Annotated in this window: 18 protein-coding genes; 10 read left to right on the top strand and 8 right to left on the bottom strand. The window is 69.2% G+C overall.

The window, feature by feature from the left end:
• Positions 1–292: 292 nt before the first annotated feature.
• A complete protein-coding gene (locus ACYVO6_RS09535) occupies positions 293–688 on the top strand; it encodes a GNAT family N-acetyltransferase (protein WP_461059252.1) in 396 nt (131 codons plus the stop codon).
• Between the two features lie 87 nt (positions 689–775).
• Here ACYVO6_RS09535 and ACYVO6_RS09530 read toward each other — a convergent pair whose 3' ends face one another.
• Both ACYVO6_RS09530 and ACYVO6_RS09525 read right to left on the bottom strand, forming a co-directional pair.
• On the bottom strand, positions 776–1096 hold the full coding sequence (locus tag ACYVO6_RS09530; protein ID WP_461059250.1) for a DUF397 domain-containing protein: 321 nt from the start codon (positions 1094–1096) through the stop codon (positions 776–778).
• Positions 1083–1907 carry a helix-turn-helix domain-containing protein gene (locus ACYVO6_RS09525; protein ID WP_461059248.1) on the bottom strand — a complete coding sequence of 275 codons (825 nt, stop codon included), beginning with the start codon at positions 1905–1907 and terminating at the stop codon, positions 1083–1085. Before ACYVO6_RS09525 ends, ACYVO6_RS09530 begins: the two co-directional genes overlap by 14 nt.
• A 285-nt stretch (positions 1908–2192) precedes the next feature.
• Here ACYVO6_RS09525 and ACYVO6_RS09520 point away from each other — a divergent pair, with 285 nt between their 5' ends.
• Together ACYVO6_RS09520 and ACYVO6_RS09515 are read left to right on the top strand one after the other, a co-directional pair.
• The gene (locus ACYVO6_RS09520; RefSeq protein WP_461059246.1) at positions 2193–2501 is read left to right on the top strand and encodes a hypothetical protein; all 309 of its coding nucleotides are present in this window, start codon (positions 2193–2195) and stop codon (positions 2499–2501) included.
• A 304-nt stretch (positions 2502–2805) separates the two neighbouring features.
• Complete coding sequence (locus tag ACYVO6_RS09515; protein WP_461059244.1) at positions 2806–4815, top strand: flavin monoamine oxidase family protein; 2010 nt, start codon at positions 2806–2808, stop codon at positions 4813–4815.
• Positions 4816–4834: 19 nt separating this feature from the next.
• Here ACYVO6_RS09515 and ACYVO6_RS09510 read toward each other — a convergent pair whose 3' ends face one another.
• Positions 4835–5479 carry a class I SAM-dependent methyltransferase gene (locus ACYVO6_RS09510; RefSeq protein WP_461059242.1) on the bottom strand — a complete coding sequence of 215 codons (645 nt, stop codon included), beginning with the start codon at positions 5477–5479 and terminating at the stop codon, positions 4835–4837.
• Positions 5480–5591: 112 nt separating this feature from the next.
• Here ACYVO6_RS09510 and ACYVO6_RS09505 point away from each other — a divergent pair, with 112 nt between their 5' ends.
• From ACYVO6_RS09505 to ACYVO6_RS09475, 7 genes are all read left to right on the top strand, one after another.
• A complete protein-coding gene (locus ACYVO6_RS09505) occupies positions 5592–6725 on the top strand; it encodes a radical SAM protein (protein ID WP_461059240.1) in 1134 nt (377 codons plus the stop codon).
• Positions 6718–7644 (top strand): Rv1678 family membrane protein, encoded by a 927-nt coding sequence (locus tag ACYVO6_RS09500; protein ID WP_461059238.1) that lies wholly within the window; start codon positions 6718–6720, stop codon positions 7642–7644. Before ACYVO6_RS09505 ends, ACYVO6_RS09500 begins: the two co-directional genes overlap by 8 nt.
• A 46-nt stretch (positions 7645–7690) precedes the next feature.
• The gene (locus ACYVO6_RS09495) at positions 7691–8620 is read left to right on the top strand and encodes a putative selenate ABC transporter substrate-binding protein (protein WP_461059236.1); all 930 of its coding nucleotides are present in this window, start codon (positions 7691–7693) and stop codon (positions 8618–8620) included.
• Positions 8617–9378, top strand: a complete 762-nt coding sequence (locus tag ACYVO6_RS09490) for a phosphonate ABC transporter ATP-binding protein (RefSeq protein ID WP_461059234.1) — start codon at positions 8617–8619, stop codon at positions 9376–9378. Before ACYVO6_RS09495 ends, ACYVO6_RS09490 begins: the two co-directional genes overlap by 4 nt.
• A gap of 113 nt (positions 9379–9491) precedes the next feature.
• Positions 9492–11198 (top strand): PhnE/PtxC family ABC transporter permease, encoded by a 1707-nt coding sequence (locus ACYVO6_RS09485; RefSeq protein ID WP_461059232.1) that lies wholly within the window; start codon positions 9492–9494, stop codon positions 11196–11198.
• Between the two features lie 210 nt (positions 11199–11408).
• Positions 11409–13139: a sodium/proline symporter PutP gene (gene putP / locus ACYVO6_RS09480; RefSeq protein ID WP_461059230.1), complete on the top strand. Its 1731-nt coding sequence runs from the start codon at positions 11409–11411 to the stop codon at positions 13137–13139.
• Positions 13140–13232: 93 nt separating this feature from the next.
• The gene (locus ACYVO6_RS09475) at positions 13233–13469 is read left to right on the top strand and encodes a hypothetical protein (RefSeq protein WP_461059228.1); all 237 of its coding nucleotides are present in this window, start codon (positions 13233–13235) and stop codon (positions 13467–13469) included.
• Between the two features lie 111 nt (positions 13470–13580).
• Here ACYVO6_RS09475 and ACYVO6_RS09470 read toward each other — a convergent pair whose 3' ends face one another.
• The 5 genes from ACYVO6_RS09470 to ACYVO6_RS09450 all read right to left on the bottom strand — a co-directional run bounded on the left by ACYVO6_RS09470 (position 13581) and on the right by ACYVO6_RS09450 (position 17108).
• Positions 13581–14021, bottom strand: coding sequence for a hypothetical protein (locus ACYVO6_RS09470; protein ID WP_461059226.1), 441 nt, complete (start codon positions 14019–14021; stop codon positions 13581–13583).
• Between the two features lie 108 nt (positions 14022–14129).
• Positions 14130–14888 carry a hypothetical protein gene (locus tag ACYVO6_RS09465; protein WP_461059224.1) on the bottom strand — a complete coding sequence of 253 codons (759 nt, stop codon included), beginning with the start codon at positions 14886–14888 and terminating at the stop codon, positions 14130–14132.
• 15 nt (positions 14889–14903) lie between these two features.
• Positions 14904–15179 carry a hypothetical protein gene (locus ACYVO6_RS09460; protein WP_461059222.1) on the bottom strand — a complete coding sequence of 92 codons (276 nt, stop codon included), beginning with the start codon at positions 15177–15179 and terminating at the stop codon, positions 14904–14906.
• A gap of 721 nt (positions 15180–15900) precedes the next feature.
• Entirely contained in the window at positions 15901–16395 is a 495-nt protein-coding gene (locus ACYVO6_RS09455; RefSeq protein ID WP_461059220.1) for a hypothetical protein, read from the bottom strand.
• Positions 16396–16796: 401 nt separating this feature from the next.
• Positions 16797–17108, bottom strand: coding sequence for a hypothetical protein (locus tag ACYVO6_RS09450; protein WP_461059218.1), 312 nt, complete (start codon positions 17106–17108; stop codon positions 16797–16799).
• Positions 17109–17111: the final 3 nt, after the last annotated feature.

Genomic DNA, 17111 nt, shown 5'->3' with positions numbered 1-17111 from the left:
ACGTGAATCCGGCGGCGGGGAGTACCGGCGGGTGTGGGGGCAGGCCCGCAGAAAGCGTGAACGGTGACGTGGAGTATGCCCTTCAGGTGCTCAAACGAGCGATGCTTGAACACCGTGGGGAGAAATGCTCACGCCGTGGAACAGCACCCATGGGCCCACCACCGCGCCCACTGACCGACCGCCACATCCGGGGACACCACTGGTACGCCCTCCGCACGGACGATCAACCCTGCGGCCGGCACGGGCAGTTCATCCGAATCAGCGGTCAGAATCAGCGGTCTACGCTCTTGTCATGACGATCACGTACGAGTGGCGGGGCGACTTCGACAACGCAGCCGTCAATGCGCTGCATGCAGCGGGATTCGACCATCGGACCTCGGATATCGACTGGCTGGCCCGGGTGCGGGGTCACAGTCTCGGCTGGGTCTGTGCACGCCATGACGGTGATCTCGTCGGCTTCGTGAACGTCGCGTGGGACGGCGGTGTCCACGCGTTCATCCTGGACACCGTGGTCGCAGTGAGCCACCGCCGCTCCGGGATCGGAGCCGGGCTGGTCGCCGAGGCCGCCCGACAGGCCCGTACGGCCAAGTGCGAATGGCTACACGTCGACTTCGAGGACGACCTGCAGTCGTTCTACTTCGACGCCTGCGGGTTCAAGCCGACGACCGCGGGTCTCCTCGCGCTCTGAGCCGACCTCGCCGCATTGCGCCTGCCTGACGTGACAGGGCCCCTGTCAGGCACGACAGGGGCCACTTGGTCGGGGGACGCGTGGAGCTCAGACGGGGAACTGCCCGCCCTTGACGGCGTCGACGAACGAGGACCAGCCGCCCGTCGGGATGAGGAGGGCGGGGCCGTGGGGGTTCTTGGAGTCACGGACGGGGACGGTGCTGTGTCCGTCGATCACTTCGAGGCAGTCGCCGTTGCTGCCGCCGCTGTGGCTTGACTTGCGCCACCCGGTGAGGGCGGATGCGTCGGGGACGGTGCTGTGTCCGTCGATCACTTCGAGGCAGTCGCCGTTACCGCCTCCGCTGTAGCTGGACTTGCGCCACCCGGTCAGGGCGGACGCGTCGGGGATGGTGCGGTTACTGCTGCCCATGTTCATGTTCCTCTGCTGCCGCCCGTACAAGGGCTAGTGATTCCTTGTGCGACTCAGCGTCGCTCAGGGCCAGATCGTAGGCCGACTGGCAGCTGCTCACCAGGGCCGGGTCTTCCATCAGATGCCCGGTGCGCAGCCCTTCGACGTAGGCGACTGGCGGGGCGTCGGTGAAACGCATCAAGGAGACCATGCTCTCCATCAAGGCGTGCTCACCAGCCCCGAACGTCAGCACATGCAGCCGTAGACGTCCCGCCTCGGCCATGTCCGCGATCTTGTGAAGCTGTTCAGCCATCACATGCGGACCGCCGACTTTCCGTCGGAGTACCGCCTCGTCCAGCATCGTCCACACTACGGGGCCTGTTGGATCAGCAAGGATGCGAGCCCTCTCGAGGCGGTTGACGACGCGCTTGTCAAGGTCCTCCGGCCGGTAGTTCGGGCTCGAGGAACGGAAGACCGCACGCGCGTAGGCGTCGGTCTGCAACAGGCCTGGCACCAGCGAGAGGCCGTAGTGCTGGATCTGTGTGGCCAGCCGCTCCAACTCCGCCACAGGTCCGAAGTGGTCGGCGTACTTCGACTCAAGGTCCAGCAGCCAACGCTCGAAGAACCCGTCCGTCCCCAGCGCCTTGTCGATCCGCCTGGCGTCATCAGGGTTCGGCAACCGGCGACCCGCCTCGATATGGCTGATCAACGTGGGTGAACACACCACGATGTCACTCAACGCCTCCTGCGTTAGGCCCGCCGCCATGCGCCGGAGCCTCAGCTCCTCCCCGTACTTCTCCCTGGGTGAGCGTGGCTTACGCACCTGCGTCATGCGATCAACTCCCGTACTTGAAAGCCGCGTTGTCAGGCCCGACCTACTGGCAGGGTAGCGACGCCGACCACAGGCTGTGAGGGAAAGGTCACGCAACGAACACCCGTAGCCGCATCACCGGTCCAGGGGCGTGGCCGTCAACCACAAGGGAGTTGATGACATGACCCACGCTGTCGCGAGGCTGATCGAGCCGCTGCTGCGGCTCCTTTTGCCCGCCCGAGGTCGCCATCGGGCGACAGCCGCATCTCACAGGCCACGCCTCATCCACGGTGTAGAGGTGTCGGCATGACCGACCGCACTGACACCCCACGACTGCTTCCGTGGTCCACCCCGGAAGGCAGGCCCGCCTACCTCATCGGCGACGGCACGGGCTATCTCTCGCGCGTCGCGGACAACATCGAAAGCGTCCAGCTCGGCATGGCGGGCGACCTCCTCGACCACGCCGCCGACATGCTCACCGACCACACGGTCACCCCGGCCCAACTCCGGTTCCTGCTCGCGCGGATGACCGAGTCCCTGACCGACGTACATCGCATCGCGGAGAGCCGCGGCGCGCGCCTGCCGGAGCCCGCCTACGGCGACGATTTCACGTAGGCCGACGAGAACAGCAAAGTCAGCTTTAGTTTCACGCAGGTCTTCGACGCGAAACTAAAGCTGACTTTGAGTTTCCTGCTGGAGTGGATACGAGCTCAGAGACCGTACGGGCACCGGGAAAATCCCCGTTCAGGATGGCGAAACCTCCGGGCGCCTGGTCAGTGGGGTAATCAGGGGCGTGACGAGGCGTCACATGCGCTCGGGCGGTGGGCGCGGCAGCGGTCGCAACCCGTGCGCTCGCACGTTCAGGTGATCAACTGGGATCGCGCTGTCGGACGTGCGCCGGGGCGCCTATCCAGGACGCATGGATGAACTCCGCACCGCAGCCAGCCCTCATCGTCCGTTCTCCCGGCGGCAGTTCACGGCCGTGGCCGGTACCGCCGCGACCGTGACGGCGCTCGGTCCGGCCACGGCGGGCGAGGCCGCCGCGGCGCCGGCCGAGCCTCGACAGGCACCCTGCCCCCCGAGATCCACTGCCGACTGGACCACCTGTCTCGCGGTCGCCCGCGCGCTGCTGGTCGTCGACGACGACAACCGGCCGCTGGTGCCGACGTACAAGAAGATCCTCAACTCCGGTCTGCCCCGCCCGAAGACCAAGGGTGCCAAGAAGATCCTGGTGGTCGGTGCGGGCCCGGCCGGTCTTGTGGCGGCCTGGCTGCTCAAGCGGGCCGGGCATGACGTCACGCTGCTGGAGGCCAACGGCAACCGTGTCGGCGGCCGGATCAAGACCTTCCGGACCGGCGGGCACGAGCAGGCGGCGCAGCCGTTCGCCGATGCGCGGCAGTACGCCGAGGCCGGCGCCATGCGCATCCCCGGCAGCCATCCGCTGGTGATGAGCCTGATCGACCAACTCGGCGTCGAAAAGCGGCGGTTCCACCTCGTGGACGTCGACGGCGAGGGCAAGCCCGTCAACCATGCCTGGCTGCACGTCAACGGCATCCGCGTACGCCGCTCCGAGTACGCCAAGGCGCCCCGCAGGATCAACAGGTCCTTCGGGGTGCCGCGCAAGTACTGGGACACGCCCTCCAGCAAGATCCTGCGCGACGCCCTCGACCCCGTACGCGACGAGTTCAGCACGGCCGGTCCTGACGGCAAGCGCGTCGACAAGCCCATGCCCGAGCGGGTGCGCAGCTGGGCGCGGGTGATCCAGCGGTACGGCGACTGGTCCATGTACCGGTTCCTGACCGAGCGGGCAGGCCTCGACGAGCGCACCATCGATCTCGTCGGCACCCTGGAGAACCTGACCTCACGGCTGCCACTGTCCTTCGTCCACAGCTTCATCAGCCAGTCCCTGATCAGCCCGGACACCGAGTTCTGGGAGCTGGTCGGCGGCACGGCGACGCTCCCGGACGCGTTGCTGCGGGAGGTACGCGACCTGCTGCGCCTGGACCGGCGCGCGACGCACATCGAGTACTGGGATCCGGAGCGGCACGACGACCAGTCGCAGGTCCGCGCCGGTGGCCCGCACGTATGGATCGACACGGTGTCCGAGGGGCGGGACGGCAAGGTCGTACGGGAGGAGTTCACCGGCGACCTCGCGATCGTGACCGTGCCGTTCTCCGGGCTGCGGCAGGTGCAGGTCAGGCCGCTGATGACGTACGGCAAACGCCGTGCCGTCGCCGAGCTGCACTACGACAGCGCGACCAAGGTGCTCATCGAATTCGCCCGCCGCTGGTGGGAGTTCGACGAAGGTGACTGGAAGCGGGAGCTCGATGCCGTACGCCCCGGGCTGTACGACGACTACCGGCGCGGCAAGGCGCCCGCCGACGGGAGTCTGCTGGGCGCGCACCCCTCCGTCCCGTCCGGACACATCAGCGACGCCCAGCGCGCCCACTACACGGCCAACCGCTGGGCCGGCCGCGACCAGCCCGAGGCGGCGCACATCATCGGCGGCGGCTCCGTCTCCGACAACTCCAACCGCTTCATGATCAACCCCTCCCACCCGGTCCCCGGCAGCAAGGGAGGCGTCGTCCTCGCCTCCTACAGCTGGGCCGACGACGCCTCCCGCTGGGACTCGCTCGACGACGACGCCCGCTATCCGCATGCGCTGCGCGGGCTTCAGCAGGTGTACGGCCAGCGCGTCGAGGTCTTCTACACCGGCGCGGGCCGCACCCAGAGCTGGCTCCGCGACCCGTACGCGTACGGCGAGGCGTCCGTCCTCCTGCCCGGCCAGCACACCGAACTCCTCGCCGCCATCCGCGCCCCCGAGGGTCCGCTCCACTTCGCCGGCGACCACACCTCGGTCAAGCCGTCGTGGATCGAGGGGGCGCTGGAGTCCGGCGTACGGGCGGCACTCGAGGTGCACATGGCCTGACTGTTCCGTTTCTCGCGGCTCAGCGGCGGCGCATCAGGATCGCCGTGAACTGCTGTGACGTGCCCCAGGGGGTGCGGTGTTCTTCGCCCGCGGTGTCGACGAGTTCGTAGCCGGGGAACTGGGCGGCCAGCTCGGTGTGGGTGTAGCGGACGATCGGGAGGCCGCTGCAGGTGGTGGGGCCGTCGGGGCCGAAGGTCGCCACTACGAGCCGGCCGCCCGGGCGCAGGGAGCGGTTCAGGGAGGTCAGGTAGTCGGCGCGTTCGTCGGGCTCGGTGAGGAAGTGGTAGACGGCGCGGTCGTGCCACAGGGCGTACTCGCGGTCCATGCGCAGGTCGAGGACGTCGGCCACGGTGAGGGTGACGTCCGCGCCTGCCGGGCCGAGGCGGTCGCGGACCGTCCGGAGGGCGGTGGTGGACAGGTCCACGGCCGTGAGGTCGCGGTAGCCGCGTTCGAGCAGGTGGTCCACCAGGGTCGACCAGCCGGCGCCCACGTCGATGATCGGCTCGTCGAGGCCGACTCCGGCCTTGTCGACCAGGCCCAGGGAGAGTCCCGGGACCGACTGCCACCAGGAGACTCCGTCGACGTCCTTGCTGTGGTGGACCCCCTCCCAGAACTCCGTCCGGGTCGACGGGTCGTCGGGACGCTGGATGCCGTGGTCGGTCATGGTCCGACCGTAGACCTGGTGCGCCTGCCTCGGCACCCCGGACGGGCGCCGTCATGGTTCGGTAAGGATCCAGCCACTGCCTGTCGTGCTCGGCCATGGCTACGGTCGGACCATGGTCGAACTGACAGGTCTGGATCGGGCGTCGACTCCGCCGAATCCCCTCGGCGAAGTCGACGCCCTGGTCGACGGCGGCGACATGGACTGCGGCAGCGGTCTGCTGCTGCTGATCACCCGCGCGATGCGGCGGCTGAAGCCCGGCGACCTGCTCGGGGTACGCAGCGCGGAGGCGAGTGTGGACACCGATCTGCCGGTCTGGGCCGAGCTCGTCGGGCATGACGTCGTCACCCGGGTGGCCGAGTCGGACCAGGGGCCTTGGTGGTTCGCCGTGAGCAAGGTCGGCAAGGCCGGTGAGAGGGACAAGAGCAGTGGTACGGAGCAGCCGGGCACCGTTTTCAGCCAGGGTGAGCGGACGCCGGTCGGCCGACGGCTGTGGATCTACACCAACTTCGACTGCAACCTCGCCTGCGCCTACTGCTGCGCCGAGTCCTCCCCGAAGGCCGCCGCCCGGCGCTTCGACGCGGCCCTCGCCACCGTGGTGTTCGACGAGTTCAGGGCCCAGGGCGGCCGCGAGGTGTTCCTCACCGGCGGTGAGCCCTTCATGCACCCGGAGCTGGGCGCCCTCATCGAGGCGGCGGACGGCCTGGAACGCACCGTACTGACCAACGGAATGATCTTCGCGAAGGGCAACCGCCGGAAGACCCTCGAAAGCCTGGACCGCGACGTCGTCCTCCAGATCAGCCTCGACTCGGCCACCCCCGAACTGCACGACCGGCAGCGGGGCGCGGGCTCGTGGGCGCGGGCGTTCGACGGGATCGAGCTGGCGCGTTCGCTCGGGTTCCGGGTGCGGGTGGCCGCGACGCTGTACGACGAGGACCCCAAGGGCGTCGACGCGCTGCACCGGCGCCTCGACGACGCCCGCATCGCCCTGCCGGACCGGATCATCCGGCCGGTGGCCCAGGAGGGCTTCGCCGACAAGGGCGTACATGTGGCGCTCGAGAGCCTGGAGCCGGAGCCGACGCTCACCGTGGACGGCGCCTGGTGGCATCCGGTGGCGGTCACCAACCCGCATCTGCGGATCGCCGACGCCCCGCTGCCGCTCGCCGAGGTCTTCGGAGTCGTACGGGACACACTCGCCGTCCAGGACGCCGCCGACCGGTCGGGACGTGAGGTGTTCCGCTGTGCCTGATGCGCCCACCAGAACTCGTACGCCCCAACTCGCGCTCGTGCGCTGGCTGTTCGCCCCCGCGACCGACCCCGTCCCTCGTCAACAGGCCTTCGCCGCCGCCTTCCTGCGCATCCTGCTCGGGCTCATGTGGCTCTACAACGTGGCGTGGAAGCGGCCCCCGGACTTCGGGGAGAACACCAGCACCGGGCTCTACAAGTTCACGGCCTTCGCCGTGAGCGACCCGGTGCTGCCGCCGTACAGCTGGATCGTGGAACACGCCGTACTGCCCAATATCCAGGTCTTCGGCTGGGGGGTGCTGATCTCCGAGACCGCCCTCGCGGTGCTGCTGCTGTCGGGTGCCTGGGTGCGGCTCGCCGCGCTGCTCGGGGTGGCCCAGTCGCTGGCCATCGGCCTCTCGGTCGCCTATGGGCCGCACGAATGGCCATGGGCGTACTGGCTGATGATCGGCGCCCATGTGGTGATCCTGTTCTCCTCGGCGGGGCGGGCGTTCGCCGTCGACGCGGTGCGCTCCCGCCTCGGCTCCGCCCGGAACCTCGGCCTGGTGTGGGGCGCGGTCGCGGTGGTCGCGGGCGCCGTCACGGTGCTGGGCACAGCCGGTGACGATCCCCTCGACCCGCGCGGCTACATCCTCGGGTCCTCCGATCCGTCGATCAGCCTCGGCGCGTACAACCTCCTCGGCGGCCTCGTGCTGCTGGTGGCCGGCGCACTGGTGCTCGTGGCCACCTTCAGCCGGTTCGCCTTCCTCGGCTGGGCGGCGGCACTCGTCGGTGTGGCCGCCGCGCTGTCCCTGCACGCCCAGATCGGCTTCACCGATCCCTCCCTAGGCGGCACCGCGACCTCGGCGGCCTTCCTGTTGTCCGTCGCGGTGGTCGCGGTGACGGTCGCCGTCGCACCGGGGCGGGCGTCGCCGCGCGACTGAGCCCACCCAGGACCATCAGCAACGTCAGGAAGGCCAGGAAGTGTCCATGCCTGTACGACCGATGACCCGTCGTACGTTGCTCCTCGGCGCCGGAGCCACCGGAGCGACGGCCCTGCTGAGCGCCTGCGGCAGCGCAAGCGGGAGCGGCAGCGGGTCGGGTGCCCGACAGCTCGGGATCTCCGCCATCCCCGACCAGGACCCCGAACTCCTGAACCGGCTCTACCCGGCCGTGGCCGAGCGGTTCGCCGACGCGACCGGCCTGAAGGTCGCCTACCGCCCCGTCACCGACTACACCGCCGTAGTACGGGCCTTCGAGATCGGCGATATCCACCTGGCCTGGATGGGCGGGCTGACCGGCGTCCAGGCACGCGAGCGCGTACCGGGCGCCGCCGCCATCGCCCAACGCGACATCGACGCCGACTTCCACAGCCTGTTCATCGCCCACAAGGACTCGGGGCTGCGGCCGTTCGCCAAGGCGGACGGCCTGCGCGCCCTCGCGGGCCACACGCTCAGCTTCGGCAGCGAGACGTCCACCTCCGGGCGGCTCATGCCTCAGTACTTCATGCGGCAGGCCGGGCTCGAGCAGAGCGAACTGCGGGGGAAACCGGGTTTCTCCGGCTCCCACGACGCCACCATCGAGGTCGTCGCCCAGGGCAGCTTCGAGGCCGGGGCCGTCAACGAGCAGGTGTGGAAGGCCACGGTCGCGGCGAAGGAGGTCGACCTGAGCAAGGTGGTCGTGCTGTGGCGCACCCCCGGCTACGCCGACTACCACTGGCTCGTACGTCCCGATCTCGACGACACCTTCGGCGCCGGTACGCGGAAGAAGGTGCTGGACCTGCTCCTGGGGCTCGATCACCGCAACGCCGAGGATGCCGAGCTGTTGAAGCTCTTCGGCGCCAAGTCCTTCGTACGGGCCGGGAATTCCGCGTACGACCGGATCGAGGACGTGGCCCGTGAACTGGGGCTGCTGCGGTGAGCGGCACGTCGGGCGCCGCGCCCGTCGTCCAACTCCGCGGTGCGGGGCGCCGGTTCGGCTCGCACGAGGCGCTGCGCGAGCTGGACCTGACGATCCACGCCGGGGAACGGGTCGCCGTTCTCGGTACGAGCGGCGCTGGCAAAAGTACGCTCCTGGCCCTGCTCAACGGCTCGCTGGAACCGACCACGGGCACGGTGGAGGTCTTCGGTGAGGAACTCGCGGGGCTGACTGCCGCGCGGCGCCGGCACCTTCAGCGGCGTATCGGCTCGGTGAGCCAGCACCTCGCCCTGATCGAGCAGGTCCGCGTACTGCACAACGTCAACGCGGGCCGGCTCGGCCAGTGGAGCACCGCCCGCGCGCTGACCTCGCTCATCTGGCCGCGCTCGCTCGACGTGGTCCGGGACGCGCTCGACCGGGTCGACCTGGGCTGGGCCCTCCACGAACGCACCGAACGCCTCTCCGGCGGCGAGCGGCAACGGGTGGCGATCGCCCGGCTCCTGGTGCAGTCGCCGGAGCTGGTGGTGGCCGACGAGCCGGTGGCCAGCCTCGATCCGGTGCGAGCGGCGGGGGTCCTCGACCTGCTCGGTGCCGCTGATTTTCAGCCCGTACGCACGCTCGTCGTCAGCCTGCACCAGCCCGCGCTCGCCCGCGAGCACTGCACGCGCGTGGTGGGCCTGCGCGAGGGCCGCATCGTCCTCGACCGCCCGGCCGCCGAGGTGCCTGACTCGGCCCTGCACGATCTGTACGAGCTCGTATGACGCTCCAACTCGACGCTCCGCCCACGCCACCGACCGTGTCCTCGTCCGCGCCGGGGCGAAAGGCCGTGAGCGGGCGGAGGGTACGGCTCCGAAGGCTGGTAACGTTCGCGGCCGTGGCCGCGCTGCTGGTCTGGGCGACCTGGCGCGCGGTCCCCTCGGGCGGCGAGCTGGTCAACCGAGGCGGTCTCGCCCTGCTCGACGACGTCGCGGCGAGTGCGCTGCACCCCTCACTGGAGGCCGAGTTCCTCGCGGTGGTGCTGGAGGCGACGGCGACGACGCTGGCCCTGGCCCTGCTCGGGACGGTGGGGGCGCTGGTGCTGGGCCTGATCGGCGGCCTGGTCCTCAGCGACGTGGCATGGGGTGGCGAAAAGCTCCCCTGGCCGGTACGCATAGGGCGGCTGGTCCTGCGCGGCGCACTGGTGGCCGTTCGCTCGGTCCACGAGCTGGTGTGGGCGCTGTTCTTCGTGAGCGTGCTCGGTCTCGATCCGCTCGTCGCCGTCCTGGCGCTCGCCCTGCCCTTCGGCGCGCAGAGCGCCCAGGTCTTCGGGGAGACCTTCGATGCCGTGCCGGACGCCGCGCTGCGTTCGCTGCGCGCGGCCGGCGCCAAGCGGTGCTCCGCGCTGGCCTACGCGCTGCTGCCCGGCACCGCCCCACTGCTTCTGTCGTACTCCTTCTACCGGTTCGAGTGCGCCCTCAGGTCCGCGGTCGTGCTCGGGGTCGCGGGCGTCGGGGGCCTGGGATTCGAGCTCACGGTGAGCCTTCAGTCGCGTAACTGGGACGAGGTCTGGACGCTCGTCGCGGCGCTGCTGGCCCTCGCGGCGGTTGTCGAGCTGTGGAGCAGCCGCGTCCGCTCCGATGTCGCGGTGGTGACCTGCGCGGACTGGTCCGTGGGACGCGAGCAATCCCGCTCCGTCGGACGCGAGCGCTCCCGCGAGGCGGGCCGGTCGGTCGGACGCGAGCCGTCCCGCGAGGCGGATGAGCGCTCCCGCGACGCGGGCCGGTCGCCGCATGGCCTGTCCCGTACGACCCGCTGGTCGCTGGCCCTGGTGGTGCCGGCGATCCCGGTCGCCTGGTGGTGGTCCGGCCTCTCACCGGCCGGACTCGTCTCGGCCCGCACCCGGGAACTCGGCGGCCGGCTGCTGTCCGACCTGTGGCCGCCCGCACTCCCCGAGGGCGGCTGGCGGGCGCTGACCGGCGCCGCCCTGGACACCGTGGCGATGGCCGTACTCGCCATGGCCGTGGCGGTCGTGATCACCTTGGCCGTGGGCCCCTGGGCCACCCGCCCACGAGCCGACCGACGCGGCGCGGATGCCCGGGCTTCAGCCGCCCTGGCCCGGCGGGCCCTCTGGTGGACGACCCGCCTCCTGCTCCTGATCCTGCGGTCGATCCCCCCGACGGTGTGGGCGATCGTCGCCCTGCTGGCGCTCTTCCCGGGCGTACTGCCAGGCGCCCTCGCACTCGGCCTCTACACCGGCGGCATCCTCGCCCGCCTGGTCGCCGAAGCCTGGGAAACCATGGACCTGGGCCCCCGTGACTCCCTGCTGGGCGCCGGCGTCCCCCGCGCGGTCGCGTCCGTCGTCACCATGGTCCCGCCGTCCGCGAACCACCTGCTCACCTACACGCTCTACCGCTTCGAGATCTGCGTACGCGACACCGCCGTGGTCGGCGTCGTGGGCGCCGCGGGCCTGGGCCAGCTCCTCGGCGACCGCCTGGCGTCCTTCGACTTCCCGGTGGTCATGAGCGTCCTACTGGCGTCGCTGCTGGTCAGCCTGACCGTCGAGCTGCTGGGCCGCCGACTGCGCCGGGGCCTCCGGGGCTGAGCCCACCCCACCTCCACCATCTTCAAAGAACCTTCGCATTCGCGTATCCATCCATATCCGCCACAACCCGGAACCGATGGAACCGCTTGTCTCGTCCGTGCTCTCGCCGATACGGACCGTGGCCCCTACACTGCGCCATTCCGGCCCGAAAAGGTGGCCTGTGTGCGCGTTTGACATATGCCCCGGTCGCCGTATCGCAGGGAGAAACGCATGATCACCCTGACCATCCCAGCCATGATCACCTTTGGCGTGTTTCTGATAGCGATGGTCATGATCGGGGTCATGGCCCACGGGGAGACCAGCACTTTCGAGGACTTCAGCGTCGGCGGACGCCGGCTCACCGCCCCGGTGGCCGCCCTGTCCGCCGGAGCCAGCGACATGTCCGGCTGGCTGTTCCTGGGCCTCCCTGGCGCCGTGTACATGACCGGGATCGGGGCGACCTGGATCGCCGTAGGCCTGATCATCGGTACGTATCTGAACTGGCGGCTCGTCGCGCCCCGCCTGCGCACCTACACCGAGCAGGCCGGTAACTCCGTGACCCTGTCCTCGTACCTGGAGGAGCGTTTCGAGGACCGCAGCCACGTGCTCCGCTCGCTCTCGGCCGTCGTCACGGTGGTGTTCTTCACCGTCTACGTCGCCAGCGGACTGATCGCCGGCGGCCTCCTCTTCAACGAGATCTTCGGCGCCGACTTCGAGACCGGGCTCACCATCTTCGCCGTGGTGATCGTCGTCTACACCATCCTCGGCGGCTTCACGGCCCTGAGCATCACGCACTCCATCCAGGGCACGCTGATGTTCCTCGCGGCGATCGCCCTCCCCCTGATCGCCCTCTGGAAACTCGGCGGCCTCGGCGCCCTGCACGACGCGGTCACCGACGCGAGCCCCGCCCTGCTCGACCCGGCCGCCGAGGCATCGTTCGCGGACAACGTCTGGACGACCGGCGGCCCGCTCGGCACCGTCGCGATGATCTCGCTGCTCGCCTGGGGCCTCGGCTACTTCGGCCAGCCCCACATCCTGAGCCGCTTCATGAGCATCCGCAGCACCCGTGACATACCGCGGGCCCGCCGACTGGGGGTGAGCTGGGCGGTCGTCGTACTGGCGGGCGCCTCGTTCATAGGCCTTGCCGGGATCGCCGTACTCCCCGACCCGCTCGACAACCCCGAGACGGTCTTCATCGAACTGGCCACCCTGCTGGTCAACCCCTGGATCGCCGGAATCCTGCTGGTGGCGGTGCTCGCCGCGATCAAGTCCACGGTGGACAGCCAACTGCTGGTCTCGGCCACATCCCTCACCGAGGACTTCTACCGGGCCTTCCTCAACCGCCGGGCCTCCGACACCTCGCTGCTGCTCGTCGGCCGGCTGAGCGTGGTGGCCGTGGCGGTCGTCGCGTACGTGATCGCGCTGAGCGGCGGTGCCGTACTCGACATCGTCGCGTACGCCTGGGCCGGCTTCGGCGCGGCCTTCGGCCCGGTGGTCCTCCTGTCGCTGTACTGGCCGGGTATGACGGCGGCCGGAGCGAAGGCCGGCATGGTGACCGGCGCGCTGACGGTCTTCCTGTGGGACGACATCGACCCGCTCCTCGGCCCGCTGGAGACGGGCGTGTACGAGATGGTGCCCGGGGTGCTGGCCGCCACGGCCGCGGCCGTCGTCTTCGGCCGGTACGCCGGGCGTCCCCCGGCCCGTACCTGGAAGGGCACGATGGAGCATGCGACGCCGCTGCCGCGGGTGGGGCAGCGGGAGACGGCGACGGCTTACGACGCGGCGGGCGGGTACGGCGCGGCGGGGGGTTATGGCCCGGCGGGTGGGTACGGCACGGCGGAGGGCTACGGTCCGGCGGGCGGGTACGGGTCGGCTGGTGGCTATGGCACGGGGGCGTACGGGGAGCCGGGTTACGACGCTTCTCAAGGGGCGCCGCAGCATCAGGACTGGTGGCGCTCGTAGCGTTTTGCACTGATTCGGGAACCAGCCCGGCGAAGGCGCAGTCCATATCGATACCGGACTTTATGGCTCGTAGCGCACGGGGGAGAAGCGCTGATGAAGCTCAAACGGCCGTTACTCGCTGATGCCTTGTTCGCCCTGTTCTGCGTGGCGCTTTTCGCGATCATCGTGCTGGGCATCCTGGACAGGCTGGAGGTCGTCGACATCTCCTGGCTGGGGGACGGGGAGGGGCCGTCGTCCGGCGACGTCAATCCCGGCGGGTACAACCAGGGCCCCAACCATGTGCCCGCTCGCCCGGGCTCGGGCGCCGGCGGGGGCGCGCGTGGTCGCTGAGGGGCACGCCCCTGATGTGCGATCGTTTTCCGGTCACGGCGGGCGAACACGTCGTGCGAAGCGTGGCCGTCGCCTCCGGCGAGGGGGCGACGGCTTCCGGGAGGCCTGGGCTCAGGGCAGCAGGTCTTCGCCCGTGTCCTCGTAGTCCATCTCCTCGCCCTCGGGGTTCAGGGGGTCCTCGCCGATCAGGGCGAAGATGAGGTACGCGCCGTAAGGCGTGCCTTCGGCATCCTTCGAGTCCACGAAACCACCGGTGCCTTCGTCGTCGACCTCGAACTTCGCCGCGTCCATCCCCAGCCGCTCGATGAACGGCTTGACCGAGGCGCGCAGCCGGTCCGGCACGTCACCTGCTCCCGTAAGAGGGGAGACGAAGAGCAGGCTGGCTATGAAGCCTCGGCGCAGACCGTCCGGGCTTGCTTCCTCGAACTCCATTGCGCGAGGGCGGAGTTCAGCGACCAGGGGCAGCCAGGCGTGCAGCGCGGCCTCGGCGGTGGTCACCTCTTCCAGGTTGAAGCGGACGCGGAAGACCACGTCGTCAGGGGAGAACCGCATCAGTGGGTCACGTATCCCTTCTCCAACATGCCGGCGTGGAAGAAGTCCCCGCGGCCTCTACACACGTCAGCCTGCAGGAGCCCGCTCCCCCCCGCACGGTGAGACCGATCAGGTCTCGTCGCCCAGTACCTTCGCTGCTTCGCGTGGGTCCATCAGGTTGGACCAGGCCTGCTCGGCGGGTAGCAAGTCCCTTTCGGGCAAGGCGTATTCGGGATACCAGCCGTCCTTGTCGCAGCCCGGGACGTTGCCAAGGATCGCAGCGGCGAGGTTCGCCGGGACGGAGCCTGTGATCCGGACCGCGAGATACGTCTCATGCCCGTCGTCCGCGCGGACCTGCAGCCCGAGCGTGAAAGTGTCGAAGTCCTGCGCGTGCTCGCGGCCATCGCGCAAGGTCGCCTTGGCCAGCTCCAGGATGGCGGCGCGCAGCCGTCGCACGAACCGGACTCCGGCCTCAGCCTGGTAGCGAACGTGATCTTCGCGAGCCGGCAGCAGGTGCCCGGTGTATGTCGTGGTCTTCAGCCCGTCCGTATACGTGGCGTTGTAGCGGGCCCGAGCGGCCTTACCCTCAGCCTCCAAAGCGGCATAAAAATCGTCACTTGAGCCGTCCTCGCGGCGCCCGGCCGCGACGAGCCAGGGCAGGTCCGCGTCTATCCACACCGCACCGCGCCACCGCTGCACCTTGACCTTGAACAACACCTGGTCGTCAATGGCGCGAATCCTGTCGTGCTTGGTGTCATCCTCGGTGAACTGCTCCGCCGCCTTCGCCAGGATCGGATGCTCGATCTCTTCGAGCGGTGCGGTGACAGCTGGTACGGGCAGTTCCAGATCCTCGCGCAGGCATCGCAGCGTGGGACGGGCTGGGCGCATCTCTTTCCGATTCCGTTACTCGTCGATCCCGCCGACCGCGTCGATCTCCTCCGCGGTCAGCCCGGTCAGCAGCATTACGTCCGACTTCAGTGACCCGTCCAGCACCTGCAGCGCCTCGACCATGCCGACGCGCAAGTCTTCTCGCCGCTGTTCCAGGTAGACCCGCACTGCCTCGGCAACGAGGTCCTTCTTCGTCAGTCCCAGGAAGTGGGCACCCTGACTGATCAGCTTGTCCGTCTCCGGATCCACCTTCAGAGGAGCCTGCCGCGCCGTCTTAGCAGTCAATGTCATCACCTCAAGACCATAGTACCTAGGTACCTCAATTTGAAAACCGACCTGGAGGCGGCTCCGCCTGCCACCGCCGAAGCCGCCTCCTGCCAGGTACAGCCTGCTGTACCCGGCTCGGGGCATGCACGGCAACGATCTGTTGGCTCGTGGTTGGTGTGCTGAACACGTCGCATCAGCCGCCTTCGAAGAGACACCACGGTGAGTTCGCGAGCGCCCGTCACACCTGTCACCATCGACACCCGGTCGGCCCCACCGGCTCGAAGGAGGGCCGCGGCAGCCTGCAGGACCATCTGCGGGCCGAGCAGGGGCAGTTGGTGTCGGTGGCCGCCATTGGAGCGCCGGACGGTGAGCCTTCCGCACGGGTCTGGTTCACGTCTCGTTGGCTGGTGAGACCGGGTGTGGCGGATCGCCAGGGATCCGCCACATCGTCACCGGCGCACGGAGGTGCGCTGCCTTGCCATCCCCAACTCCAGCACCACCATCGGCACCAAGGCGATTCAGTGGACGTGCTCGACGAGCAACGACCAGAAGTGGGTCTGGTGACACCCGGACCGGCAACCCGGTGCGCGGATACTGAACGTCAGCGCGGCCCTCCCGGAAGGCCGCCCTTCGCGACTTCGACCGCTGCAGCACCAGCGAACGGGGTACTGCGCTCGAGGGACCTCGTGGAGTCGCAGCCCGCCGAACGCGTCGGCGGCGGCCGGGTGCGCGGTGGCGGCGCTGGTCAGTTGTGCGGTCCGGGAGAGGGAGTGGCGGTGAAGGGGTCCTTCAGCTCCATGAGCGCTCGCATCTGCTCACGGAGGGCGGTGAAAGCCTCGTCGAACGGGATTCCCTCGCGTTTCCAGTGGTACGGGGTCCGGGTACCGGCGGGGATCGTGCCCAGGTCCTGGTCCAGAGCGACCTCGACACCGACCTCCACAGCGCAGTGTTCAGGGCCGAGCAGGAGTGCTGCGTAGATGTCGACCACTCCGGCGTCGCCCTGCGGAGCGTCCTCACTGCGGTGGAATCGATACGAGGAAAGCAGCTCGAACCCAACGCTCTGTCGGGTCAGCAGTATCTGACTCAGTCCCCTGACGTCCTCGTCGGGCTCGAACTCCATCAGGATCTCTGCGGTGAACCGGTTGAGTTCGTCGTGGCAAGCGTTGAACTCTTCGAGGAACGCGAGGACGCTGGCGATTTCGAGCTGCTCGGGATTCCGGTGGCTGTCGTCGTGTTCCATATGTGCTCCGATCAAATGGTGGGGGATCCAGTGTCGGCCCCGAACGGAGGTCCCTGATCAGGTAGCGGTCCCAGATCTCCGCACCGCGGTAGGGACCGGAGCCGTCACTGTCGACTTGGGGCTCGTCGAAGCGGACCCAATAGACGAGCTCGCCTTCCCGTGCTGACGCGTGGTCCACCGGGAACGGCGGACGCAGATCGTCCACCGTTCCCCAGAACTCCACCGGCCACGGTCCGGCCCAGGCGGGATCCTGGATGACACGGACACGTGTGCCCACCGGCCAGGCGTTCGTCGGCCAGTCAGGGGAAGGCCGGGCTGCCTCCTTGTTCATCACTTGCCTCATTTCGTGGGTGATCGCACCGAGGCACTTCGAAACCCTCACCGGCCCACGCAGGCGCCGGTCAGCGCCACTCGGGCGGGATGTTGGCCACCTGCTTCAGCAGGTCCCAGTCCTTCGGCCGGAGTGTCGGGGAACACCACAGGGCACCGTTGCCGACCCAGTATCCGCGGAAGTTGCGGATCCCGCGCAGGCCCTCCCAGGTACCGGGGTCCCCCATGTCCTCGATGCCCGACTCGATTCCGCAGCACGGGCAGATGGCGCTGGTGGGGACGCTGTGCTCCCAGAAACGCTCCTCGTCGTATCCGCAGATACGACAGAAGTCCTCGGCGTCCTCTGCTTCCTCGGCTCCGCTGGTGTCCCGCTGATCTGTCATGAC

It is taken from the genome of Streptomyces pseudoechinosporeus (assembly GCF_054783935.1).
This window is presented reverse-complemented; position numbering and strand designations above follow the sequence as displayed.

What these genes read in the sequence shown, in the direction of transcription:
- ACYVO6_RS09510 (WP_461059242.1), bottom strand. Translation starts at nt 5,479, where the DNA reads ATGACCGACCACGGCATCCAGCGTCCCGACGACCCGTCGACCCGGACG.
- ACYVO6_RS09530 (WP_461059250.1), bottom strand. Translation starts at nt 1,096, where the DNA reads ATGGGCAGCAGTAACCGCACCATCCCCGACGCGTCCGCCCTGACCGGG.
- ACYVO6_RS09515 (WP_461059244.1), top strand. Translation starts at nt 2,806, where the DNA reads ATGGATGAACTCCGCACCGCAGCCAGCCCTCATCGTCCGTTCTCCCGG.
- ACYVO6_RS09460 (WP_461059222.1), bottom strand. Translation starts at nt 15,179, where the DNA reads ATGACATTGACTGCTAAGACGGCGCGGCAGGCTCCTCTGAAGGTGGAT.
- ACYVO6_RS09535 (WP_461059252.1), top strand. Translation starts at nt 293, where the DNA reads ATGACGATCACGTACGAGTGGCGGGGCGACTTCGACAACGCAGCCGTC.
- ACYVO6_RS09455 (WP_461059220.1), bottom strand. Translation starts at nt 16,395, where the DNA reads ATGGAACACGACGACAGCCACCGGAATCCCGAGCAGCTCGAAATCGCC.
- ACYVO6_RS09495 (WP_461059236.1), top strand. Translation starts at nt 7,691, where the DNA reads ATGCCTGTACGACCGATGACCCGTCGTACGTTGCTCCTCGGCGCCGGA.
- ACYVO6_RS09525 (WP_461059248.1), bottom strand. Translation starts at nt 1,907, where the DNA reads ATGACGCAGGTGCGTAAGCCACGCTCACCCAGGGAGAAGTACGGGGAG.
- ACYVO6_RS09520 (WP_461059246.1), top strand. Translation starts at nt 2,193, where the DNA reads ATGACCGACCGCACTGACACCCCACGACTGCTTCCGTGGTCCACCCCG.
- ACYVO6_RS09505 (WP_461059240.1), top strand. Translation starts at nt 5,592, where the DNA reads ATGGTCGAACTGACAGGTCTGGATCGGGCGTCGACTCCGCCGAATCCC.
- ACYVO6_RS09470 (WP_461059226.1), bottom strand. Translation starts at nt 14,021, where the DNA reads ATGCGGTTCTCCCCTGACGACGTGGTCTTCCGCGTCCGCTTCAACCTG.
- putP (WP_461059230.1), top strand. Translation starts at nt 11,409, where the DNA reads ATGATCACCCTGACCATCCCAGCCATGATCACCTTTGGCGTGTTTCTG.
- ACYVO6_RS09475 (WP_461059228.1), top strand. Translation starts at nt 13,233, where the DNA reads ATGAAGCTCAAACGGCCGTTACTCGCTGATGCCTTGTTCGCCCTGTTC.
- ACYVO6_RS09465 (WP_461059224.1), bottom strand. Translation starts at nt 14,888, where the DNA reads ATGCGCCCAGCCCGTCCCACGCTGCGATGCCTGCGCGAGGATCTGGAA.
- ACYVO6_RS09450 (WP_461059218.1), bottom strand. Translation starts at nt 17,108, where the DNA reads ATGACAGATCAGCGGGACACCAGCGGAGCCGAGGAAGCAGAGGACGCC.